This window comes from Mesorhizobium sp. P170090 (assembly GCF_057786115.1).
On sequence record NZ_JBYNWH010000001.1, the window covers coordinates 1,766,056 to 1,790,431 of the forward strand.

Below are 24,376 nucleotides of genomic sequence, written 5' to 3' on the forward strand. Positions count from 1 at the left end.
CTCGGAACACCTCTTTTGCTGGCGGAGGCCGAATGGCATTTCGATTCGTACACACGGCCGATATTCATCTCGACTCGCCGCTGCGTTCGCTCGCGATGCGTAATCCCGATCTTGCCGGGCTCGTGGGCGACGCCAGCCGCCAGGCATTCGTTTCGATAGTGGATCTCTGCCTAGAGGAACGCGTGGATGCGTTGGTAATAGCCGGCGACTTATACGATGGTGATCAAACCTCGATGAAGACGGCGCGGTTCCTGGCAGCGCAGATGACACGCCTGCACCAGGCCGGCATCAGGGTTTTCAAGATCCGCGGCAATCATGACGCCCTGTCGCGGATTTCCAAACAGCTGGTGTTTCCTGACACCGTGACCATTTTTGGCGGTCGTGCTCAGTCGGTATTGCAGACAGCCGGCGGTGTGGACGTCGTTTTCCATGGTTTGAGCTTTGCGAACCCTAAGGCGCCGGACAGCCTGCTGCCCAAATATCCGGCTGCTCGCGAAGGAGCCGTCAATATTGGCATCATGCATACCAGTCTGGCCGGATCGCCCGGTCACGACGTTTACGCGCCCTGCAGCATCGCTGACCTGCACGCCCACGGTTTCGACTATTGGGGGCTTGGCCACATTCATCTTCGCCAAGTCCATTCCGGCGCAAGCACGGTGGTGATGCCGGGAATACCGCAGGGGAGGGACATTAACGAGGCCAGTGAGAAATCAGTTTCCCTAGTAACGGTGCGCGACGACCGTTCGGTGGAGGTCGAGGAAAGGCTGACCAGCGTTGCGCAGTTCGAGCGGGTCAGCGTCGACCTTACCGGAGCAGTTGAGTGGCCGGAAGCCGTCGCGCGTGTTCGCTACGCACTCGAAGAGATGCGGGCCACCGTCCGCTCGCGTCATGCTGTGGCCCGCGTTGGCCTAACAGGAACATCACCACTGATGTGGGCGCTGATCCGCGACAAGGACCTCCTTCTTGCCGAAGCCGAACAGGCTGCGGAACAACTGGGCCATACGTGGGTGGAGAAGCTCGAGCTTGACCTCGCGCCACCTCGGGCGGAGACGGCCGAGGATACTGCTGATCCGATTTTCGAACTCGAGCAATCCATGCGCGCCGATGCCACCTCGGATGCCTTCCGCGCCGAGGCGAGGGCGTTCGTCCAAAGGATGGTCGCCGACCTTCCGGCCGACGGACGGGATTTTGCTGGGAAGGACGAAGCCGGGCTGGAACGGTTCCTCGATCAGGTGCTTTCCAAGGGCGCAGACTTGGTGACTTCCCGCCTTAAGTCCGGTGGATCGTCATGAGGCTGCAGCGCCTTGACCTCATTCGCTATGGAAAGTTCACCGATGGTACGATCGACTTCGGACCCAAACCGGAATCCGGACCTGATCTGCATATCGTGTTTGGCCTGAATGAGGCCGGCAAATCGACAGCGCTTTCCGCCTATCTAGATTTGCTGTTCGGCATCGAGGAACGGAGCCGCTACAACTTCCTGCATGAGTACAGCGCCATGCGCATCGGTGGGGTGCTGGAACTGGCCGGCTCCGAGCACACGTTCACGCGTACGAAACAGCGTACTAATTCGCTATTGAACGCGACGGGCCAATCGGTGATCGAGGTGGCGATCACGGCGCATCTCGCCGGACTGTCGCGTGACGCTTACACGACCATGTTTTCACTCGATGACGAAACGCTGGAAGCCGGCGGAAAATCGATCCTGGAGTCGCGGGGCGACCTCGGCAAGCTCCTCTTCACGGCCAGCGCCGGTCTTGGGAACGCAAGCGATACGTTGAACGCCCTCGAGGCCGAAGCAGACGCGCTGTATCGGAAGCAGGCGCATGGCACCGAACTGGCGCTGCTGAAGAAGCGCCTTGTTGACGTGAAGTCGCGCAGGGATGCTATCGACACACTTGCATCGACCTATGAGGGGCTGGAGGCCGAACGTCTCGATGCATCGCAGCAGTACGGCCGAACCATCAGCGATCGGGCGGTGCTGGTGGCCAGGCTGGATACCATTGCTCGTTGCGTACGTGCTGCGCCGATGCTGGCGGATATGCGCCGCAAGATTGCCCGGCTGGATCAGCTGCCGGACATCACCTCCCCAGCCCGGACATGGACGGGAAGTGTCACCGAACTGATCGATGACGATGCCAGCCTCAGAACGCGACTGTCCGCAAACATCGATGAGGTCGAGCGGCTGTCGGCAAAAGTCACTGCGGTCGACGAGGACGAACGGATCCTGTCGATTTCCGAACGCATTCGCAGCCTGGCGGAGGGCAAGGTGCGCCATACCGCGGCTGGCTTTGACTTGCCCACTCGCAGGATGGGGCTGCAAATCCTCAACAACACCGTGGCAAGCTGCCTTGCCGCGTTGGGCCGGTCTTCCGAGCCGGATCCTGCCGCACTGCTTCTGACTGCCGTCACAGTTGGCGTCGTTCGCGCTATGGTCGAGCAGAGGTCCGGTATTGCTACGGGCGCGCGCGCCGCCCGCGACGAGGCGGCGGCAGCACTCGATGCGTTGCAGGTGGCAAGGCAGCGGGTCGGCGAGGAAAGGGCGGTGCCCGAACCCGTCAGGGCAAGGCTGGGCTCGGCTTTGTCGAAAGCGCGAGCAAGCGGACACAAGGCAGAGATCAAGACGGCTCGCGAGGCGGGAGATGCGGGAACAATCCGATGGAAGGCATCGCTGGCTCGCTTGCGTCCATGGAACGGAGATGCCCTCGCTCTCGCCAACGTTGCGGTTCCGAGCGCCGGGCAGATTGCCGCCTGGAAGACAGTAGCGTCAGTACTGGCAAGGAACACCGCGGTACTTGCCGAACGCCTCGCCGAATACGAGGGCCACCATGCAATGCTCGCCGCACGATTGGATGCCCTTCGAGCCTCGGTTGACGTTGTCGACGATGAAGCGGCTGCCGCCATCCGCCGTCTCCGCGATGATGCGTGGGCAAGGCACCGCGCAGTGTTGACTGGTGACACCGCTGACGATTTCGCCGTGGCACTGACGCGCGATGACGTTGCCAGCGCAGGCCGGCTGGCCGGCGCGGCGGATCTGGCCGAGATCCGGGCAATGCCGCGTGCCCTGGCCGAGGCGACGGCCAACCTGTCACGAAACGGCATCCAAAGCCAACAGCTCGTCAAGGATGCGGATACCCAATTGTTGGAAATCCGTGTGGCCGCCAGCGAGCTCCTCGGAGAAGCCCTGGAACCTTCGTCTGAGCGCCTGATCGAAAGGATCGAGGATCAGATCGAGGCGCGCAGCGATGCGCTCGCTGCCTGGGAGCAGATCGAACTTGCTCGCTTGAAAGCCGAGCGAGCCGCTGACGCCGGCGAGCAGATACACTTGGAAATGAGAGCGGCGCTGGAAAGCGTCGGCATAGTATCAGAGCCCGGCGACACCCTCGAAGCAGTCATGGCCATCGCGGAGCTGTTTCTGGACCGGCAGCGCAAGCTGGACGCCGAGTATGCCGAGGCGCTCAGAATGGTGAGTTCCAAAGAAGAGGATCTAGCTGCCCGACGGGTTGCGGTAGGGGTGGCGGAGCGTCGCGAGGAGGAATGGCTGGCCGGCATTACCGAAGCGCTCAAGGGAACGTGGCTCGAAAGCGGTCTGTCCGCGTCAGGCGTTGGCGCTGTGCTCGATCAATTGGCCGAACTGTCAAGAAGCCTGCAGGAACGGGAGGATCTGCAGCTGCGTATCGACAAGATGGAGGCCGACAGGGCCAATTTTCTGGTCGAGGTCATCGCCGTCGCGGTCGAAGCCGACGAGCCGACGAAGGATGGCGAGCCGGAGCAGTTGGCCACCCGCCTTGCCGAGCGCCTGGAGCGTGCCGAGCGGACACGTGAAACGAAGGCAAGCCTGGGCAACGAGCTGAAGCGCCTCAAGGAGGCGCGCGAAATCCTCGACACCGAGATTTCGGCACACGAACGCCGCAAGAATGAAGTGCTGGGCGTCTTTGGCGTCGCCACTCTGTCCGAGGTAGTCGAACGCGACGAGCTGCTGCGTGAGCGCGACGGCTTGCGCACTACCGTCGCCGAACTTGAGGAACGGGTAGTGGCGGAACTCGCAGTCGATGGATTCGACCAGGCACGCTCGATCCTGGACGCGATCGATTTCGACAGCCTCGCGGTCGAGAAGGCTGAGGGCGAGCAGCGGCTTCGCCAGTTCGATGAAACCATCCAGCAACAGCTGATCCGGCAGACGCGCGCGGCCGACAAGCTGGACGCCATCGGCGGTGATAGTGCGGTTGCACGCCTGGATGCCGAACGGCGCACGACCCTGTTGGAAATCGAGGAGAAGGCCACCCGTTATATCGAACTGAAGCTTGGCATTATGTCGGCCGGAAATGCTTTGCGGCTCTACCGTGAGAGCCACCGCTCCGGGATGATGGCGCGCGCATCAGACGCGTTCAAGCTAATGACGCGTGGCCAGTATTCGGGGCTGACAACCCAGCCTGTAAAAGGTGGTGAGGTTCTCATCGCGGTGCAGGGTGACGGGCAATCCAAGGTCACCGATGCGCTTTCAAAGGGCGCGCGCTTTCAGTTGTACCTTGCCCTGAGACTCGCCGGTTATTACGAGTTTGCGCAATTCCGGCCTTCGGTTCCCTTCATCGCCGACGACATCATGGAAACCTTCGACCATATTCGCTCGGAGGAGGTTTTCAGATTGTTTGGGGAGATGGCGAACACAGGTCAGGTCATCTATCTCACGCACCACAAGCACCTATGTGAAATCGCCAAGGCTGTTGTGCCACAATCTACCATTCACCAGCTGGATTAGGCTCGATTAGAATTCGCGTCAAAACGGTTCAACTAACCAACTCGTCTGACATAGGAACCTTCGATCGAATCCGTCATGACGTCCCTAGAGGCTGAGAAATGCCTATTTTGCTTAATGTTGCGTGGATGAACGACTACGCCGGGCGGAGCGCGGATGCCCGCCTCTCGGTGGCGGGGCATTTCGAGTAAGCAGGGTTATTGCGCCGAAGAATGCAACTTTGTTGCAGCCAATGACGGGTACGTTTACAGCGGTTCGAGACGATTAAGGGCGAATTGGATCGGCAGGCGCGCCCAGAATATGGGTTCAGTTCAAGGGGCGTAACCCGCCCAGCACTACAAGGATAAGATCAGGTCGTTCAGGGCTAGGACGCTCGCCGAAAATGCATTCGTGCTGCCCCGGAGGGATAGGCACCGTGTCAAAGGGTGGAGTGGCCAGGCAAGCTGGTGGTGCGAACGATACGACAGATCGATCCGCCAGAGCATTCGTCAAGAGAGTAAAGGCATTATCGAAAGCGAGCCAGTCGCTCCCGTCGGGGCATCGGCCGTTCATGATCGAAGTCGTGGCCGACCGGCTGGAGCGGCAGCGTCCGACGTCTACAAACGGTATGTGCGGAAGTACGAGATCAATGTCCATCCTCAGCATGACAGATCTTCCCGCTTGTTTTCGCGACGACCTTCGGTTGCGGTTGACGCAATCCCGAAGTGATGGTCGAGATCAAGCCTGCTGATGCGGCTACGATGCGCTTCGCGATTCGCGCCGTGATCGGCCAGTTGCTCGACTACCGCCAGCATCAGCGGTGGACTGGCTGACAGGTAATTCTCGTCGGTGCGAAGGTGACGAGCAAGAACGATCTAAGTCTGCCGTTTGTCAACGGCTTTGGCCTGGCCTGGCCCATTGGAACCGAAGGAAACGAGATCCGCTGGCCCGACGGCGCTGGTTGATTGGCAAGCAAGCGCCGAACGTCGGAGGCTAAAGCTCAGGGTCGATGGATCCGCATTGCTGCTTTCGGTGCCGACCCATCTCTCATGTGGGGATATCGCAGTCCTCCAAACGATGCTCAAGTCGGTAGTAATGGTCCCTCATGCTTGGCAATCGTGCAATCAGTCCTTACTCGCCGGCGCGCAGAGCTGTGACGAAGTCGTTTTCTTCCGCGCGAGCCTCTAAGGTCGCTGTGCGTGGCCTTTAACGGTGCGGCAGATGCCGGTGTCCGTCGCCATGCTCGGAGGTGAAGCCGGCGAAGCGCTTCCGCGGGTCCATGCAAGCGGAGGATCGCGCCGCGCCGTGCATGCGATTGGACCTCTCGTCCCGCTGCGCTGCTGAGATCTCTCCTGTCAGGCGGTCTAGGTTCCGCGCTTCGGGCCGAGCAGGAAAACTATGAGGGCAGCGACGAACGTGGCAACAGCACTGTAGGCAATGGCGCTGGCGATCCCCGCATTCTCCACCAATAGCCCGCCGAAAATCGCGCCGGCTGCGATTGCCACTTGGAATGCTACGACCATCAGCACACCGGCGCTTTCGGCCTGCTCGGGAACGGCCCGCCGCACCATCCACGTCTGTAATCCCACCGGCACCGCGCCGAAGGCAAAGCCCCACGCGCCAACCGCAATCCCCGAGGCGAAGGCCGATGCTCCCGCCGTCAGTAGCGAAACAGCCGCTATCCCTATGAGCAGCGGTGCAAGGGCCGCGACTGCCTTGAGACTGTACTCGGCCAGAAGCCCGCCGGCCAAATTGCCGAAGAATCCGCCGATGCCAAAAGCAAGCAACACAAGCGAGATCGTCTCAACGTCAAGCGCGGGAATCTTTTCGAGGAAGGCGCGGATATAGGTGATTCCGGCGAAGTGGCCGGAAGCGACCAGCAGGATGACAAAAAGCGCAACCTTGACCATCGGAATCTTTGCCATATCCAGCAGGCTGCGGACGCTAGTCACTCCAATCGGAGGCATTCTCGGAATGGTCATGAGCTGCACGAGCAGTGTAGCGACGCCGCCGGCTGCGGCGAGCATGAAGGCGCTTCGCCATCCCCAGATATCGCCGACATAAGCGCCGATTGGAGCTGCGCAGACGGTAGCTACGGAAACGCCGGTGAGGATGATCGACATAGCGCGAGGCAGGAGGTGGCTTGGAACGAGCCGCATCGCCAGTGCTGCCGACATCGACCAGAATCCTCCGAGCGCTATGCCGAGCACGACGCGTGCAGTCAGGAGAACCGCCAGCGACCACGCGCCGGCCGCCAGAACGTCCGACAGGATCAGCAGCAGCGTCATGGTCCACATGACGGTCCTGCGGTCCAGGCGCTTTGTGATGATGGCCACCGTCGGCGCCGAGATCGCCCCGACGATAGCTGTCGCCGTCATCGCCTGTCCAGCCGCTCCCTCGCTGATACCGAGATCATGCGCGAGGGGCGTGAGCAGGCTGACAGGCAGAAACTCTGCCGTGACCAGCCCGAAGGTGCCCAAGGAAAGCGAAATGATGGCACCCCATGCTGGACCAGACGGTGGGACGGGTTTTTCTGGGTCGTGCAGAACAGCGTTCATGACGCCTGCTGCGGATCGGGCCATGAACGAAGTCTCCACTTTGATGCAATGCAACGTGATGTTGGCTGCTTTGACCCAAATCTAAAAACACAAGCGCATTTCCCGGCGGCGTTGCACGGAGGAGGGGATGTTCATTGCTTCGCGATACTTTGTGACGGTGCGGCGCGCAACATCAATGCCGGTTTCCTTCAGCCGGACAGCGATGTCCTCGTCGGAAAGCACGTCGCCGGGAGATTCTGCGGCAATGATCGCTTTGATCCGATGCCGGACAGCTTCGGCGGAGTGCGCATCGCCGCCTTGGCAGGACGCGATCGCGACGGTGAAAAAATACTTCAGTTCAAAGACGCCGCGCGGGGTAAGCATGTACTTGTTCGAGGTCACCCGGCTTACCGTCGACTCGTGCACGCCGATCGCGTCAGCGACGGTTCTGAGATTGAGAGGCCGCAGGTGGGCGACGCCATGTTCCAAAAAGGCATCCTGCTGACGCACGATTTCAGCCGCAACCTTAACAATCGTCTTGGCGCGCTGATCGAGGCTGCGGATTAGCCAGTTCGCGTTTTGCAAGCATTCGTCGAGAAATGCTTTATCTTTCGAATTTTGGGCAGTTTGACGCGTGACTTCGGCATAGTAGGTTTGGTTGATCAGCAGCTTCGGCAGCGTGGCGGGATCAAGTTCGATCTGCCACCCGCCTTGCGGCGAGGGCGTGACCCAGACGTCGGGTATGATTGATTCAGACGCACCGGATTCGAATCTGTTCCCAGGCTTTGGATCGAGCGCACGAACCTCATGCATCATGTCGAGAAGGTCTTCTTCATCGACGCCGCAATGCTGCTTCAGCGCCTCAAAATCGCGTCGCGCAAGCATTTCAAGATGGGCAACCAAAGCTGCCATTGCCGGGTCGAGCCGGTTTCGCTGGCGCAACTGAATCTCGAGGCATTCTCTGAGACTTCGCGCAAAAACTCCCGGTGGATCAAATTGCTGCAAGGTTCCGAGAACCCGTTCCACAACAGCCTCATGGACATTTAGGCTCTCGGCCAGCTCCAAAAGGTTTGCCCGAAGATAGCCAGTGTCTTCCAGATCGGCGGCAAGCTGGCCAGCGATCAGCCGCTCCTGTGGTGTGAACGCAGTGAGGGCGATCTGACGAGCGACATGGTCGTGCAATGTTTCGGCGAGGGTGGCAAACTCGTCGAGGGAAGGGGCATTGCCCGGCGGGTTGTTGGTCGTGTTGCGAAGTGATTTCCATTGCCCGAGCCGTTCAGGCGACCCTGCCCCGGTCAGCCCTTCAACGGCGTTTGCACCAGGGCCGAGGGGCTGATCCGCTCCCGAAATCGAAGCATCGTCAAAAGGCCCGCCATCGTTTGACGCAGATTCCAAGAGCGGGTTCTTCTCGATTTCCCGCTCCACGAACTGATGCAGTTCGGTATGCGCCAGTTGCAGCAAGCGAATCGACTCAATGAGTTGAGGCGATGCGACGATGGATTGCTTCTGGCGCTGAAACAGGCTTGCTGAAGATTGCATGGTGAGTGCGATAATCCTGTCGAGGAGCCTCTTGGGGCCTGCAATGGCGCCAGTGAGACGTTTTCTAGGTCATGCGGCGGCTTTCAGCGTTTCGAGAACGTTTTGCGGGGATGAGACGCCATACGGGTCGGCCTCGCAGTTGTCGGAGAAACCTTCCTCCTCGAACCAGTGCTCCACCACGCCATTGTTGATCAGGGCGGCGTAACGCCATGAGCGCATCCCGAATCCGAGATTGTCCTTGGCAACCAGCATGCCCATCTTGCGTGTGAACTCGCCTGAGCCATCGGGGATGAGCTCGACCTGCTTCAGGCCCAAGGACTTCCCCCACGCATTCATGACGAAGGCGTCGTTGACTGAGAGGCAGTAAATCGCGTCAATTCCCTCCTTCTCAAACTCATCATAGAGCTCTTCGAACTTGGGCAATTGGTAGGTCGAGCAGGTCGGCGTGAAGGCGCCAGGCAGCGAGAACAGGATGACGCGCTTGCCGGCAAAGTAGTCGTCAGATGTCTTTTCTTCCCAGCGATATGGATTTGGCCCCTCGACCGACTTATCGTGAACACGCGTGAGAAAGGTGACGAAGGGAACTTTCTTTTGAACTGTCATTAAGTTGCTCCTAAAGAAGACTGCGCTGAATTCTGGCAGAGGCTGGCGCAATACCGGGCAAAGGCTCGTATGCCCGGCACGGAATGAGGGCCTCGCGGCTCGCAACCTCCTTTTTCCCTCCCGACAATGGGAACGTCTTGGCGGTGTCTTGGCCACCCGAACGCAATTGATCTGTGCGATCTGGACACCGTCGAGCCGGTTGCTTTCCACGGCTATGGCGCCGGAAGCGGGATCGGTCACTAGCGATCTTGCGTTTCGAAAAAGGATAGCGGCCGGAAGGAGCCAATATCGCAAGCATATGGGGGCCTGAAATGTCTTCATGCAACACACCCGCGTCACAGGACTCCGAGTCACTGGACTGGTTCAGCGTGTTGTGGATATGTGGCAGTGACCCGCCGGCCTTGGCTTGGGTGACCCTTTGACAAGGCTTTTCGGCACTCACATGCTGAACAGAACCGGCAAACCGCATTTGCGCGCGCTGCCCGTGTTGGCGTGCCGGCATCGGACCAGCCATGCGCAAAGCGGCCATCCAGAACGGACTTCCGGAGGAGACGATGCCCCGATGTTCAGCTGCAAGGGGCACCGTCTCCTCAGGCCACGGTCTGGAGCTTCGCGTGTCGGGCATGGTGCAAGTCGCTTTCATCGTGATTTGATGGTGCTCTAACCAGGAGCAGCAAGCGGCGTGCCATTTGGAATAGAGGGGCTGTTGGACCGCCCCTCCTTCTCGGAGGCCGTGTCTTAGAAGATCGGGCGCGCGCTATAACCGCCTCGTCACACAGGCAACAACGATGCTGTATGGTGCGGATATTCGGCGCTTCAGCCCCGGCTGGGCAAAGACGAACCGGAAGCCGAGCCGATGCATTACCTGAGCCTGGAGGGCACTCCAGTCATTGCGTAACGTGTGGCGCTAGCGTTCATTGGTGCGCAGGCACGGCTATCGCGAACATGCGCCTGTCGCAGCGACCATGAGCGGGGGCTCTTGGGCAAGCGCCTTGGCCCCGTGAGGATCGAATTCCCCAATCGTGTCTGTTCGCCGCCTCTTATGTTCGAAACTGGACCAGAATGTCGCAAGCCCGACCTAAAGGTCGCCGAGGCGTTCTGTCCGACACTGTTCCGTCGCCTTTGTTGGCCCGCGACACCGGCCTATTTCGCCTAGCTCTTCTCTGGCCTCAGGCTAAGCCCCTAAAAGCATCACAGATTTTTTTCTTCGGTTGGCCAAATTGGCACGAGTTTTGAAGCCGCTTCGTTGCGGGCCGGGAGCCGCCGACCGACTTTCATTTCGTGGATGGCACGAATGGAACGAAGAAAGAAAAGCAAAATGTCAAATCCGCGTCGGATAGCGTCTATGGGCATGGGGTCCTCGGCGAAACCGCCCTTACCCAACAGCTCGCCGCTCTTGTCGACCCTTGCGCAGGAAATCTTGGCTGGCGGCGGCTCAAAGGCCCACCACACCGACCTTATCCTGACCTCGAAGGTGCAGGATAACGTTCTGCATATCGCCGCGCGATGTGCCTAGACAGTTACGCGCCAGCCGTTCTTGATAATCGGTCTGCCTTCGGACGACGTCATCTATATGCCGTCTTAGGTCTTCGCTGCCGCAGCGCCCGCCGGTCACCTTCCGCCCTCGCTATAGAGTGAAGTGCCACCATGTCCGAACAACCCTTGCCGACGCTGCCGATGTGGCGCGTCGATCACATTGAGCCATCCCCCGAGATGTTGGCGCTACGCGCCAACGGTCCGATCCACCGCGTGCGCTTCCCGTCCGGGCACGAAGGCTGGTGGGTGACAGGCTATGACGAGGCCAAGGCGGTGTTGACCGACGCGGCGTTCCGGCCCGCGGGAATGCCGCCGGCGGCATTCACCCCGGATTCGGTGATTCTCGGTTCGCCAGGATGGCTGGTCTCGCACGAGGGGGGCGAGCATACGCGGTTACGCACGATCGTGGCGCCGTCCTTCAGCAACGGCAGGGTGAAGCAGCTCGCTCAGCAAGTGGAGGCGATCGTCGCGCAGTTGTTCGAGACGCTGGCGGCCCAGCCCCAGCCCGCCGATCTGCGGCGCCACCTCTCCTTTCCGCTTCCTGCCATGGTCATTGGCGCGCTGATGGGCGTGCTCTACGAGGATCACGCCTTTTTCGCCGGGCTGTCCGACGAGGTGATGACGCACCAGCATGAAAGCGGCCCGCGAAGCGCGTCGCGCTTGGCCTGGGAAGAACTCGGCACCTACATTCGCGGCAAGATGCGGGACAAGCGCCAGGATCCGGGCGACAACGTGCTGACGGATCTGCTCGCGGCGGTCGACCAGGGCAAGGCGACCGAGGAAGAGGCGATCGGCCTGGCGGCGGGCATGCTGGTGGCGGGGCACGAGAGCACCGTGGCACAGATCGAATTCGGCCTGCTGGCCATGTTCCGCCATCCGCAACAGCGCGCACGCCTGGTGGGCGATCCATCCCTAGTGGACAAGGCGGTGGAGGAAATCCTGCGCATGTACCCGCCGGGCGCGGGCTGGGACGGCATCATGCGCTATCCCAGGACCGACGTGACCATCGCGGGCGTGCATGTTTCCGCGGAGAGCAAGGTGTTGGTCGGCTTGCCGGCGACGTCCTTCGATCCGCGCCATTTCGACGACCCGGAAATCTTCGATGTCGGACGTGACGAAAACCCGCACCTGGCGTTCTCCTACGGGCCGCACAGCTGCATCGGCTTGGCGCTGGCCAGGCTGGAACTCAAAGCGGTGTTCGGTTCGATCTTCCAGCGCTTTCCCGCGCTGCGCCTGGCGGTGGCGCCCGAAGAACTGGAGTTGCGCAAGGAGATCATCACTGGCGGGTTCGTGGAGTTCCCGGTGCTCTGGTGATGCGCGGACGCCACGAGGAATCGCGATGTCCTCGAATTGCCCGCGCGACTGCCGCGCGCCGATCAGATCAGCCAACCAACAGGTGACCAAGATGGACGTGCAAGAAACCACGGCAGCATGCCGGGACGCCTTCGCCGAACTGGCGTCGCCAGCGTGCATTCAGGACCCGTACCCATTCATGCGGTGGTTGCGCGAGCACGATCCGGTACATCGCGCGGCGTCGGGCCTCTTTCTGTTGAGCCGCCACGCCGACATCTACTGGGCGCTCAAGGCCACGGGCGATGCTTTTCGGGGGCCGGCACCAGGCGAACTGGCGCGCTATTTCCCGCGTGCGGCGACCAGCCTGTCGCTAAGTCTGCTGGCGTCCACTTTGGCGATGAAGGAACCTCCAACGCATACGCGTCTGCGCCGGCTGATCTCGCGCGATTTCACCATCGGCCAGATCGACAAGCTGAGGCCGACCATCGCTCGCATTGTCGCAGCGCGCCTGGACGGCATGGCGCCCGCACTGGAGCGCGGGGAGGCAGTGGACCTGCATCAGGAATTCGCGCTGGCCTTGCCCATGCTGGTTTTCGGCGAACTGTTCGGCATGCCCCCGGGCGACATTCTCGCGCTCGTCACCGGCATCAGCGCCATTCTGGAAGGCCTGAGCCCGCACGCCAGCGATCCGCAGCTCGCCGCGGGGGACGAGGCCAGCGCTAGGGTGCAGGCCTACTTCGGCGACCTCATACAGCGCAAGCGCTCCGATTCCAGCCACGACATCGTGTCAATGCTGGTCGGCGCACACGACGGCGATGCCGAGATGCTGTCGGATACGGAATTGATCAGCATGCTCTGGGGCATGTTGCTGGGCGGCTTCGCCACCACTGCCGCGGCCATCGGCCATGCTGTCCTGGCGATGCTGGCGTATCCCGAACAGCGGCACTGGCTGAAAGGTGATGCCATGGGAGTAAAGGCATTCGTCGAAGAAGCCCTGCGCTACGACGCGCCCGCCATGTTCAGCTCCATTCCGCGTATCGCCCAGCGCGACATCGAACTGGGCGGCGTGGTGATCCCGAAGAACGCGGACGTGCGCGTTCTGATCGCGGCCGGCAATCGCGACCCGGACGCCTTCGCCGATCCCGAGAGCTTCGATCCCGTGCGGTTCTGCGGCACCAGTCCTGGCATGTCGATCGACGGGAAGATCATGCTCACCTTCGGCCACGGCATCCACTTCTGCCTTGGTGCGCAACTGGCCCGGGTGCAGTTGGCCGAGAGCCTGCCGCGGATCCAGGCGCGCTTCCCCACGCTGGCATTGGCCGAGCAGCCGACCCGGGAGCCCTCCGCGTTCCTTAGGACGTTCCGCGCGCTGCCGGTGCGGCTGCATCGGCAGGAGGGCTGAGATGCGGGTCGTGGTCGATCAGGATCTGTGCGGAACTACCGGGCAGTGCGTGCTGACGCTGCCGGGCGCCTTTCGCCAGCGCGAACCGGACGGGGTGGCCGAAGTGTGCGTGGCGACGGTCCCGCAGGCGCTGCACGCCGCCGTGCGGCTTGCGGCCAACCAGTGCCCGGTCGCCGCCATTCGGGTCATCGAAAGCGACGCTAGCCATGACGAGAGCGCCAGTGCCGACCCTGCGCCTTCTCCGGCGCAGGCCGAGCGGCATGCTGCGAAAGACCAATGCAATTCAGGAGACACGATGGCAAGGTTTGAAGGCAAGGTGGCCGTGGTGACCGGCGCCGGCGCCGGCATCGGCAAGGCATGCGCTCTCGCCATCGCGCGCGGGGGCGGCAGAGTGGTGGTGGCCGACATTGATGGCTCGGCGGCCATCGCCTGCACCGCGCAGATCGCGGCCGAAGCAGGCCACGCGCTGCCCATAGCCATGGATATCGCCGATGAGCAGGCGGTGGCAGCGCTGTTCGAGACGGCGGAGCGGCACTTCGGTGGGGTCGACCTGCTGGTTAACAATGCGAGCGCCATGCATCTGACCCCGCGCGACTGCGCGATCCTCGACCTGGACCTGGCAGTCTGGGACCAGACCATGGCGACCAATCTGCGCGGCACGCTGCTCTGCTGCCGGCAGGCCATCCCACGGATGATCGCCCGCGGCGGTGGCGCGATCGTCAACATGTCGTCGTGCCAAGGGCTCAGCGGTGACACGGCGCAGACGTCCTATGGCGCGTCGAAGGCGGCGATGAACATGCTCTCGGCTTCGCTCGCCACCCAGTACGGTCATGCGCAGATTCGCTGCAACGCGGTTGCGCCGGGTCTTATCATGACCGAGCGTCTCCTCGCCAAGCTGGACGAGTGCATGCAACGGCATCTGCGCCGGCACCAGCTCCTGCAGCGCGTCGGCCGCCCCGAGGACGTGGCCGCGCTCGTGGCGTTCCTGCTCTCCGCCGATGCTGCGTTCATCACCGGCCAGGTCGTGTGCATCGATGGCGGCATGCTGGCGCATGTGCCGACATACGCGGACGGTGGCAACAGCTGCGCCGCGCGCCCTGCCGACGACACCGAATCGGCGACGGCGGCGCGCTGCTGATGGACATACTGCTCAACCCACTCAACCGTCGGCACCGGCTGCGATCCGACATCCCGGTCATGCCCGGCGCTTTCCCGCTGGTCGGGCATCTTCCCGCCATTGTCTGCGACCTGCCGCGCCTGCTGCAACGCGCAGAACGGACGCTGGGCAGCCACTTCTGGCTGGATTTCGGCCCTGCCGGACATCTGATGACCTGTGTGGATCCGGACGCATTCTCTCTGCTCAAGCACAAGGACGTGTCCTCGGCGCTGATCGAAGAGATCGCGCCCGAATTGCTTGGCGGAACGTTGGTTGCCCTGGACGGCGGCGCGCACCGGCAGGCGCGCGATGCCATCAAGGCAGCGTTCTTGCCCAAGGGGCTGACCCAGGCCGGGATCGGCGACCTGTTCGCGCCGGTCATCCAGGCGCGGGTGCAGGCGTGGCGCGCCCGCGGCGAGGTAACTATCCTGCGCGAGACCGGCGACCTGATGCTGAAGCTCATCTTCAGCCTCATGGGAATCCCCGCGCAGGATCTGCCGGTATGGCATCGCAAGTACCGGCAATTGCTGCAGTTGATCGTCGCGCCACCAGTCGACCTGCCCGGACTGCCCTTGCGGCGCGGCCGTGCCGCTCGCGACTGGATCGACGCGCAGTTGCGCCAGTTCGTCCGCGATGCGCGCGCGCATGCCGCGCGCACCGGGCTGATCAACGACATGGTGAGCGCCTTCGACCGCAGCGACGGTCCGCTCTCCGATGACGTCCTGATCGCCAATATTCGCTTGCTGCTGCTTGCCGGTCACGACACCACTGCCTCGACGATGGCCTGGATTGTGATCGAGCTGGCGCGGCAGCCTGTGCTGTGGGACGCCCTGGTAGAGGAGGCGCAACGCGTGGGCGCGGTGCCGACCCGGCACGCGGACCTGGCGCAGTGTCCGGTCGCCGAGGCGCTGTTCCGCGAGACACTGCGCCTGCATCCGGCGACCACGCTCCTGCCGCGTCGCGCGCTGCAGGAATTGCAACTCGGCCAACGGCGCATTCCCGCGGGCACCCACCTATGCATCCCGCTGCTGCATTTCTCGACCTCGGCGCTGCTGCACGAGGCGCCTGATCAGTTCCGCCTGGCGCGGTGGCTGCTACGCACAGAACCGATCCGGCCCGTGGACATGCTGCAGTTCGGTACCGGCCCACACGTCTGCATCGGCTACCACCTGGTATGGCTGGAAATGGTGCAGTTCTGCATCGCCTTGGCGCTGACCATGCACAAGGACCGGGTGCGGCCGCAGTTGCTGAGCGACGTCGAAAAAGGCCGGCGCTATTACCCGACCGCACATCCGTCCATGGCAATCCGCATAGGCTTCTCATGAGCTGGCATCGCATGCCTTGTGTGGCAAGGCAGCGGCGCTGGCGGGGCGCGGCATTGCTGCACTCAGCGCACGCACTCGTGTGACGCCGGCAACACCGTGACGACTTGCGCTCGCCGTGGCCGTCTCAGCTACAAGGACATCAACAACATGCAGACCGGTTCCACTCCACGCGACCGAACTGGCGTTTCCGCATTCGGCGGATTGGGCGCGCAGGCGCGCGGCGCATCTGGCGGGCTGCTCCCGGAGTTCTGGATGCAGGACGGCGCAAAGCGGGTCGAACAGGCGCTGGCGCGTCTGCTCTGCGCCGAAGACGACGGTAAGACAGAGCTGATGGCAGCCATGCGCTACGCCACCTTGCATGGCGGGAAGCGCACCAGAGCCTTGCTCTGTCTGGCTGCCGGCGCACTGGCGGGCACGCCGGCGCACATGCTCGACGACGTCGGTGCCGCCATCGAGATGATGCACGCCTGTACCCTGGTCCACGACGACCTGCCCGCGATGGACGACGACGTGCTTCGCCGCGGCCTTCCGACCGTGCACGTAAAGTTCGGCGAAGCCACTGCGATCCTGGTCGGCGATGCGCTGCAGGCCCACGCCTTCCTGACGCTGGCGAGCCTGGATGCGCCGGGCGACAATCTTATTGCGCTCGTGCGCGAACTGGCGCAGGCGGTGTCCGCCGAGGGTGCCGCAGGCGGGCAGGCCATGGATCTGTCGCTGGTCGGAAAGCACGCCGGGCTGGACAGGATCCTGGCGATGCACCGGATGAAAACCGGAGCGCTAGTGCGCGCGTCGGTTCGCATGGGCGCGCTATACTCCATCGCGGAGGATGCCGCGCACGCTGCACTGTACTGTGCGCTCGATCGCTACACCGCCTGTTATGGCCTGGCGTTGCAGGTGGCCGACGACATTCTCGACGCGACGGCGGATACCGCGACTCTTGGCAAGACCCCCGGCAAGGACGCGGCCGCGCAGAAGCCGACCTGCGCGTCGATCATGGGGCTGCAGGCAGCGCGCCAGTTCGCGCTGTACTTGTTGCACGAGGCCGGGGAGGCCATCGCCCCTCTGGGGCCGCGTGCGGAAGGGTTGGCGCAGATGCTGCAGCGGGCCAACGTCTATCTGTCCGCGCCACACGCATGAGCGCGCCCATCCGTAAGGACTTGCCCCTGTGCTGGTGCGATCGGCCGGCGGGCGCTGCATGCTGCACAGTGTCCGTGTCGGCGGCGACGTGCGCGGCGTCTGCAGGTTTCTGTTCTCGTTAGCCCTCTGCAGAAGGAACATACCGCGTGAACGCGCTGTCCGAACAGATCCTTTCCGAATTGCGTCATCTGCTGAGCGAGATGAGCGACGGCGGTAGCGTCGGTCCGTCCGTATACGACACGGCGCGAGCTCTGCAGTTCGACGGCAACGTCACCGGTCGGCACGACGCATACGCGTGGCTCATCGCGCAGCAACAGGCCGATGGCGGATGGGGAAGTGCGGACTTCCCGCTGTTTCGCCATGCGCCTACCTGGGCGGCGTTGCTGGCATTGCAGCGTGCCGATCCTCTTCCCGGCGCTGCCGACGCAGCCCAGGCTGCAATCCGGTTCCTCGAGCGCCAGCCCGATCCCTACGCGCATGCGGTGCCGGAAGACGCGCCCATCGGCGCGGAGCTGATCCTGCCGCAGTTGTGCGACGAGGCCGCATCCTTGCTGGGCGGCTTGGCGTTTTCGCGCCACCCGGCGCTGTTGCCGTTGCGGCAAGCACGCCTGGTCAAGTTGGGGGCTGTGGCGACGTTGCCGAGCGGCCATCCGTTGCTGCACTCCTGGGAAGCCTGGGGGACGTCGCCGGCCACCGCATGCCCGGACGACGACGGCAGCATCGGCATCAGTCCAGCGGCTACCGCCGCGTGGCGTGCGCACGCCGTGACACAGGGAAGAACGGCGCAAGTCTGGCGCACCGACGGGTATCTGCAGGCGGCATCGCGGGCGACGCGCACCGGCATCGAAGGTGTCGTTCCCAACGTCTGGCCAATTAATGTGTTCGAGCCATGCTGGTCGCTGTACACCCTGCATCTGGCCGGTCTGTTCGCGCATCCCGCGCTCGCCGAGGCGGTGCAAGTGATCATCGCGCAACTCGACGCCCGTCTCGGAGTCCGCGGTCTGGGCCCTGCCTTGCACTTCGCGGCCGATGCGGACGACACCTCCGTTGCGTTGTGCGTCCTTCGCCTTGCAGGCCGCGACCCGGCGGCCGACGCGTTGCGCCAGTTCGAAACCGGCGAGCTCTTCGTCACCTTCCCGGGCGAGCGCAATGCCTCGGTGTCGACCAACATCCATGCCCTGCATGCGTTGCGAATGTTGGGAAAGCCCGCCGCCGGCACCAGCTCCTACGTCGAGGCCAGTCGCAACCCGCATGGTCTATGGGACAACGAGAAATGGCACGTTTCCTGGCTGTATCCAACCGCGCATGCGGTCGCTGCGCTCGCGCAAGGCAACCCCCAGTGGCGCGACGAGCGCGCGCTGGCGGGGCTGCTGCGGACGCAGCGCGACGACGGCGGCTGGGGCGCCGGTTGCGCGTCCACACTCGAGGAAACCGCCTATGCGCTGTTCGCGTTGCACGTGATGGACGGGAGCGAAGAGCGGGCAGGGCGCCGGCGCATCGCGCAGGCGGTGGCGCGTGCGCTGAAGTGGATGCTCGCCCGCCACGCGGCGCATGTATTGCCCCAGACGCCGCTGTGGATCGGAAAGGAACTGTATTGCCCCACTCGGGTGGTGCGCGTGGCCGAACTCGCCGGGTTGTGGATGGCGCTTCGTTGGGGGCGGCGCGTCTCGGCCGAGGGAGCAGGAGGGGGGCCATGATCCCGACCGATCGCGCGCTGCAGCAGGTGCTGGAGTGGGGGCGTTCCCTGACCGGGTTCGCCGACGAGCATGGCGTGGAAGCAGTCCGGGGCGGCCAGTACATCCTGCAGCGCATCCATCCGAGCCTGCGCGACACCAGCGCCCGCACCGGCCGCGATCCGCTGGACGAAACGCTGATCGTTGCCTTCTATCGCGAACTGGCGCTGCTGTTCTGGCTCGACGATTGCAACGACCTTGACCTGATCGCGCCGGAGCAGCTCGCCGCGGTGGAGCAGGCGCTGGGGCGGGGCGTGCGGTGTGTGCTCCCCGGATTCGAGGGCTGTGCTGTGCTGCGCGCTTCGCTCGCCGCGCTCGCCTACGATCGTCGCGACTATGCCCAGCTTCTGGAGGATACCCGGTGCTACTGCGCGGCGCTGCGCGCCGGACACGCGCAGGCGGCAGGGGAGGAGCGCTGGTCCTACGCCGAGTACTTGCAGAACGGCCTGGATTCGATCGCCTACACGAACGTGTTCTGTTGCCTGTCGTTGCTGTGGGGGCTGGACATGGCGACCTTGCGCCCGCGTCCGGCGTTTCGCCAGGCCCTGCGGCTCATATCCGCAATAGGGCGTTTGCAGAACGATCTGCATGGACGCGAAAAGGATAGATCGGCCGGCGAGGCCGACAACGCGGCGATCCTGCTGCTGCAGCGCTATCCGGCCATGCCTGTGGTGGAGTTCCTCAAGGACGAGTTGGCCGGCCACACACGCATGCTGCACCGGGTGATGGCGGAAGAACGTTTTCCCGCGCCGTGGCGACCGTTGATCGAGGCCATGGCGGCCATCCGCGCGCAGTACTACGAGACCTCGACCAGTCGCTACCGCAGCGACGCTGCGGGCGGAGGCGAGCGTGCGCCGGCCTGAACGCGCGGGAGACGGCGGCGTGCGCGCGCTGCCGTCGGTCCGATCCGAAGCAACGCCGTCGCCCGATGACGCGGAAGGAGCGAGCATCAGCGACACCAACCTGAGCCGGCGCAAGGACGACCACCTGGACATCGTGCTGGATCGGCGAACGGCACGGGCCAAGGCCGCTGGCTGGGAGTACATTCGTTTCGAACACTGTGCATTGCCCGAGTTGGACCTGACGCAGATCGACCTCAGCGCCTCGCTGCTGGGCAAGACCATGCGCGCGCCTCTGCTGATCAGCTCCATGACCGGCGGCATGCCACGCGCCGAGGCCATTAACCGCCATCTGAGCGAGGCAGCGCAAGCCTTGGGGATCGCCATGTGCGTCGGTTCGCAGCGCGTAAGCCTGCAATCCCGCAACTCCCAGGGGCTAACGCGCGCGCTGCGCCGCCTGGCTCCAGACGTTCCCTTGCTGGCCAATATCGGCGCCGCGCAACTGCGCGAGGCCGACGGCCTGGACCTCGCGCGCCGGGCGGTGGATGCACTGGAGGCCGATGGACTCATCGTCCATCTCAATCCGCTGCAGGAAGCGGTACAGCCGGAGGGCGACCGCGACTGGCGCGGCGTCCTGGCCCAGATCGCTCGCGCCGCGCGCAGCATGGGGGTGCCGATCGTGGCCAAGGAAGTGGGGTCGGGCCTCTCTGCCTCGGTGGCTTGTGCGCTCGTTCAGGCGGGCGTGGCGGTGATCGATGTCGCCGGCGCCGGCGGCACCAGTTGGGCCGCGGTGGAGGGCGAGCGGGCCCCCGATGCCGCCGACCGTACAGTTGCGATGGCGTTCGCCGATTGGGGGATCCCGACCCCGGCCAGCGTGCAGGCGGTACGTCGGGCGCTGCCAGCGGTGAAGCTGATCGCGTCGGGCGGGGTCAGCGACGGCGTCGACGTGGCCAAGGCTATCCGCCTCGGCGCGGACATCGCCGGGCAGGCAGCCGGCGTGCTGCGCGCGGCTACGGTATCCACCGAGGCCGTTGTCGCGCATTTCGAGATCGTCATCCGCCAGTTGGCCGTCGCCTGCTTCTGCACCGGCTCGGCTGATCTGGCGGCGTTGCGCCAGGCCCGCTTATTGCCCTCGGCCCATCTGCCCGCCGGTTGATGCCGGCGTAGCCCGCAGGTGGCGGCGGGCGCATAGCCTTACTGAGTGAGAAAGTCTCGGAAGCGGGGACGCGCTGGTCACGGGCTTGTTCGGGTGCTGCTTCGTGATCGGGGAGGCACCCCGCCATGCCCCGAACGGACAGCCGAGAGTAAAGCGGTATTCCACGGCTATGTCGATGCTTGATCAGGGTGGTCACGCCGATCGAGCCGAGCCCCTGAAAGGGCCGGAACACCAGGTGCGGCGGGAGACCGGCAGGAGCAGATGGTGCAAATCCATTGCAATGAAGGAGTATTCCTGCAAGCAACGGAGAAGGTAAGCCAGCCTCAATCCCTTGTGTTTGCTTGGTGTTATGCAAATTAGGCACCGATCCACATTGCCCCGGTAGTGTGCTGAGAGTTCTGCAAATTCGCTGAGAGGGGGCGGTCATGGCAGGCTGGTGATTGTTCACGTCACCTGATTCCCGCGAAGGAACGCCACCATGACCAAGACTGAAGTTAAGACCGCCAGCGCTGCCGTCAAAGACATTTTGCTTTCGAACCCGGATGGATTGCACGAAGTGCTCCGTGCGGTGATGCAGGAGGTGCTTGAGGCCGAGATGGACGAGGCGCTGGGTGCCTCGAAGAGCGAGCGCACGCCCGAACGGCTTGGCTATCGCTCGGGCTATTACGGCCGTACCCTTGTGACGCGGGTCGGCAAGCTCGAGCTGCGGGTTCCGCAGGACCGGGCCGGGCGCTTCTCCACCGAGCTGTTCGAGCGCTACCAGCGTTCCGAGCGGGCCTTGGTGGCGACACTGGCGGAGATGTATGTGCAGGGCGTGTCGACCCGCAAGGTGAAGGCTATCACGGAAGAACTGTGCGGCCATGCCTTCTCGGCCTCGTCGATCTCGGCCATCAACAAGCGGCTGGACGAGAGCCTCGCTGCCTTTGCCAGGCGCCCCCTTCAAGAGCCGTTTCCTTACCTCATCCTCGATGCGCGCTACGAGAAGGTGCGTGAAGCCGGTGTTGTCATGAGCCAGGCGGTGCTGATCGCGGTCGGTATCGACTGGGACGGAAGGCGCCAGATCCTGGCCGTGGAGATGGCCAATCGCGAGAGCCGCTCGGCCTGGAGGGACTTCCTCGTCGGCCTCAAGGCGCGCGGCCTCAAGGGCGTCGAGTTGGTTGTGTCCGACGATCACGCCGGCCTGGTGGCAGCGATCGGCGAGGTGATCCCCGAAGCCGCCTGGCAACGCTGCTACGTGCACTTCCTCAGGAACGCGCTCGATCATCTGCCGAGGAAGCACGGCGACGACTGCCTGCAGGAATTGCGCTGGCTCTACGACCGGCGCGATCTCGCAGAGGCCAGGGCTGATCTTGCCGCATGGCTTGCCAAATGGTCGGCACGCTATCCGCGCCTGACAGGCTGGGCCGAGGATGCCATCGAACAAACCCTGACCTTCTTCAGGCTGCCGAGACAGCACCACAAGCATCTCAAATCCACCAACATGCTGGAGCGGCTCAACGAGGAAATCCGCCGGCGCACCTATGTCGTGCGCATCTTCCCCAACACCGAAAGCTGCCTGCGCCTGGTCAGGGCGTTGGCCGTCGAGACCAATGAAAACTGGATGGAGGCCAACCGATACATCAACATGGACGACCTGCGCGAGCACAAGAAGCTCGCTCTGCGCCAAGCCGCATGACCAGCATCATGGCTGCCCCATTTTGCAGAAACGCACACAACAATTGCCCCCGAGTCATGCGCGGTCGGTCGTGAGGTGCCTCCGGCTATCCACAGCACTTCCCGGCAAGGTGCCCAACGCCCATTAGAGGCGCATGGATCGGCTTGATCAGGGCGTTGGGCGCGGTCGTCATGAAGCCGTAAAGCTCGAAATCGCCGGCGCCGTCCTTGACCTTGCGCACCCCATGCCATGGCGTCCAGAGGCCAGCGAAGAAGAAAAGCGGCCGGTCCTCATTGAGCGCGAACCAATCCGCTGAATACCTGTCTCAGGGTCCTTATGCCGGGTGTTGGGCTGGGCTCCGAGAAACTCGTCACAGGCACCACACAGCGATGCTCAACCCCAACATACTGCTGTCAATGGCCGTATTGTGGGTTGCGGATATTGGTCGTGCCGTAGTCGGCCTTGCCCTTGACCCGTTCGAGCGGTGTCGGCATTCCCCAAAGCAGGTTGGCGACTTCACGTTGCCCGTCTGCCGCATTGCGGACCACCGGACCGGGCTGGTTGGGGGCTGGTTGGGGTAGATGTCGATGGACGGTTCAGGTTGCCTGAGATGGTCGCGCAGAGCCCTGGTGCACTGGCGTATGGCTTCTTGCGACGTGGTGATGTTGTGCAGATTGCACATCTAGGAAGGAGCAACCCCGTTCTTTTTGGCAAGCATGGAAAGGGCTTTTTCCTTGATATCTGCCGCGACCAAAGTCAGAGCTTCGTCGCGATCTTTGAAACTTGCGATCGATGTACCCTTGAGGGTCGCCTGAAAAGACCCGAAGAGCTCTTCCTGCCAGAGGCAATTTCTCGCGATCACTGGAATAACAACCGTCGTGTTGTTGGCCTCTCTCTCCATCGCGTGAGTTAGCTCAATCTGGTTGCAATAACGCGAGTTGATAAAGTCAACGCTTATCAGGAGGATGATAATGTCGGCGCTCTCTAGATTGCCCTTGATGGCGTCCGCCCATTTGTCGCCAGTCTCGATTTCGCCATCGTGCCAAGCCTCGACAAGACCAAGTCGGCTCAGCGGCGTAAGGTGCTTTAGAAGGTCAACCTTGATAGCCGCATCTGCATGCGAGTAGGAGATAAACGCCTTGAGAGGCTTGGGACTGGGGCTAGCCGCATTTTGGGGGAGGGACATAGTCCCACCGGGACCTCCTCTTATCAGTCCATTCTTCCTCAGGCGGTCCTTAGTTGTCGTGTAACGTTCTTCTATCCAACCCAGTTTATTGAAAAGGGCTGCGTTCTTAACGCTCACTTTTCCGCCCCCCGACAATTCTCTAACGGCGTCCATAAACCGGTCTTCTAGAGTTCCAACGCGCTTCCGCGATTTTGCCTTGCTTGCCATTTTATGGAGCCCCCCGAATCTAGGTCGACACTTCCAGCGAAAGTCTTTTGCAGTCAAGTCGACGCTGGAAATTAAGCCGGGAAATCCTCTAATTGGGGAGCCGGCTTGTTGCCAGCAATTACTCGAACGGTGCGTTGCGTCTTTGTGTTAGCTTGTCGGGTCGGAGGTCTAGCCAGCCTGAGTTAGAGCCTTCTCAAGCGCCGGTCTGGGCACCTCAAGCTGCGCCTTGTCGCCACCCCATAGTCGTCCCCGACGCTGCGAGCCGTCCAAGGGTTGTCAGCTTTGGTGATGCTGACACGGGGCCTAGCCTACGCGCTTACCGTCATCTCAGCCCCTGT

The 24,376-nt window shown here is 63.0% G+C and carries 16 protein-coding genes and 1 pseudogene; 12 read left to right on the forward strand and 5 right to left on the reverse strand.

The window, feature by feature from the left end; translation table 11 throughout:
- Positions 1-32: 32 nt before the first annotated feature.
- Together AC3EML_RS08560 and AC3EML_RS08565 are read left to right on the forward strand one after the other, a co-directional pair.
- Positions 33-1,292 carry a metallophosphoesterase family protein gene (locus tag AC3EML_RS08560; RefSeq protein WP_352522085.1) on the forward strand — a complete coding sequence of 420 codons (1,260 nt, stop codon included), beginning with the start codon at positions 33-35 and terminating at the stop codon, positions 1,290-1,292.
- A complete protein-coding gene (locus AC3EML_RS08565; RefSeq protein ID WP_352522086.1) occupies positions 1,289-4,759 on the forward strand; it encodes an AAA family ATPase in 3,471 nt (1,156 codons plus the stop codon). The genes AC3EML_RS08560 and AC3EML_RS08565 overlap by 4 nt, the downstream gene beginning before the upstream one ends.
- Before the next feature lie 1,340 nt (positions 4,760-6,099).
- Here AC3EML_RS08565 and AC3EML_RS08570 read toward each other — a convergent pair.
- The 4 genes from AC3EML_RS08570 to AC3EML_RS08585 all read right to left on the reverse strand — a co-directional run bounded on the left by AC3EML_RS08570 (position 6,100) and on the right by AC3EML_RS08585 (position 10,866).
- A complete protein-coding gene (locus AC3EML_RS08570) occupies positions 6,100-7,317 on the reverse strand; it encodes an MFS transporter (RefSeq protein ID WP_352522087.1) in 1,218 nt (405 codons plus the stop codon).
- Positions 7,318-7,374: 57 nt separating this feature from the next.
- Positions 7,375-8,811, reverse strand: a complete 1,437-nt coding sequence (gene rpoN / locus AC3EML_RS08575) for an RNA polymerase factor sigma-54 (protein WP_352522088.1) — start codon at positions 8,809-8,811, stop codon at positions 7,375-7,377.
- A gap of 69 nt (positions 8,812-8,880) precedes the next feature.
- Positions 8,881-9,414, reverse strand: coding sequence for a peroxiredoxin (locus AC3EML_RS08580; protein WP_023698264.1), 534 nt, complete (start codon positions 9,412-9,414; stop codon positions 8,881-8,883).
- A gap of 1,191 nt (positions 9,415-10,605) precedes the next feature.
- Positions 10,606-10,866 (reverse strand): hypothetical protein, encoded by a 261-nt coding sequence (locus tag AC3EML_RS08585; RefSeq protein ID WP_023835170.1) that lies wholly within the window; start codon positions 10,864-10,866, stop codon positions 10,606-10,608.
- 195 nt (positions 10,867-11,061) lie between these two features.
- On the opposite strand from AC3EML_RS08585, the gene AC3EML_RS08590 reads away from it, so the two are divergent.
- From AC3EML_RS08590 to AC3EML_RS08635, 10 genes and pseudogenes are all read left to right on the forward strand, one after another.
- Complete coding sequence (locus AC3EML_RS08590; RefSeq protein ID WP_023731269.1) at positions 11,062-12,264, forward strand: cytochrome P450; 1,203 nt, start codon at positions 11,062-11,064, stop codon at positions 12,262-12,264.
- Positions 12,265-12,355: 91 nt separating this feature from the next.
- Complete coding sequence (locus tag AC3EML_RS08595; protein ID WP_352522089.1) at positions 12,356-13,645, forward strand: cytochrome P450; 1,290 nt, start codon at positions 12,356-12,358, stop codon at positions 13,643-13,645.
- Between the two features lies 1 nt (position 13,646).
- Positions 13,647-13,772, forward strand: a pseudogene (locus AC3EML_RS08600) (ferredoxin); the annotation flags it as partial.
- Between the two features lie 168 nt (positions 13,773-13,940).
- Positions 13,941-14,783 (forward strand): glucose 1-dehydrogenase, encoded by an 843-nt coding sequence (locus AC3EML_RS08605; protein WP_031239373.1) that lies wholly within the window; start codon positions 13,941-13,943, stop codon positions 14,781-14,783.
- Entirely contained in the window at positions 14,783-16,126 is a 1,344-nt protein-coding gene (locus tag AC3EML_RS08610) for a cytochrome P450 (protein WP_352522090.1), read from the forward strand. The genes AC3EML_RS08605 and AC3EML_RS08610 overlap by 1 nt, the downstream gene beginning before the upstream one ends.
- Before the next feature lie 147 nt (positions 16,127-16,273).
- Positions 16,274-17,263 carry a polyprenyl synthetase family protein gene (locus AC3EML_RS08615; RefSeq protein ID WP_352522091.1) on the forward strand — a complete coding sequence of 330 codons (990 nt, stop codon included), beginning with the start codon at positions 16,274-16,276 and terminating at the stop codon, positions 17,261-17,263.
- 146 nt (positions 17,264-17,409) lie between these two features.
- Positions 17,410-18,960, forward strand: coding sequence for a hypothetical protein (locus AC3EML_RS08620; RefSeq protein WP_352522092.1), 1,551 nt, complete (start codon positions 17,410-17,412; stop codon positions 18,958-18,960).
- Positions 18,957-19,859: a terpene synthase family protein gene (locus AC3EML_RS08625; RefSeq protein ID WP_352522093.1), complete on the forward strand. Its 903-nt coding sequence runs from the start codon at positions 18,957-18,959 to the stop codon at positions 19,857-19,859. Before AC3EML_RS08620 ends, AC3EML_RS08625 begins: the two co-directional genes overlap by 4 nt.
- 28 nt (positions 19,860-19,887) lie before the next feature.
- On the forward strand, positions 19,888-20,991 hold the full coding sequence (gene fni, locus AC3EML_RS08630; protein ID WP_488376755.1) for a type 2 isopentenyl-diphosphate Delta-isomerase: 1,104 nt from the start codon (positions 19,888-19,890) through the stop codon (positions 20,989-20,991).
- Positions 20,992-21,469: 478 nt separating this feature from the next.
- Entirely contained in the window at positions 21,470-22,666 is a 1,197-nt protein-coding gene (locus AC3EML_RS08635; protein WP_286456782.1) for an IS256 family transposase, read from the forward strand.
- A gap of 661 nt (positions 22,667-23,327) precedes the next feature.
- Here AC3EML_RS08635 and AC3EML_RS08640 read toward each other — a convergent pair.
- Positions 23,328-24,038, reverse strand: a complete 711-nt coding sequence (locus tag AC3EML_RS08640) for a toll/interleukin-1 receptor domain-containing protein (protein WP_023727169.1) — start codon at positions 24,036-24,038, stop codon at positions 23,328-23,330.
- Between the last annotated feature and the right edge of the window lie 338 nt (positions 24,039-24,376).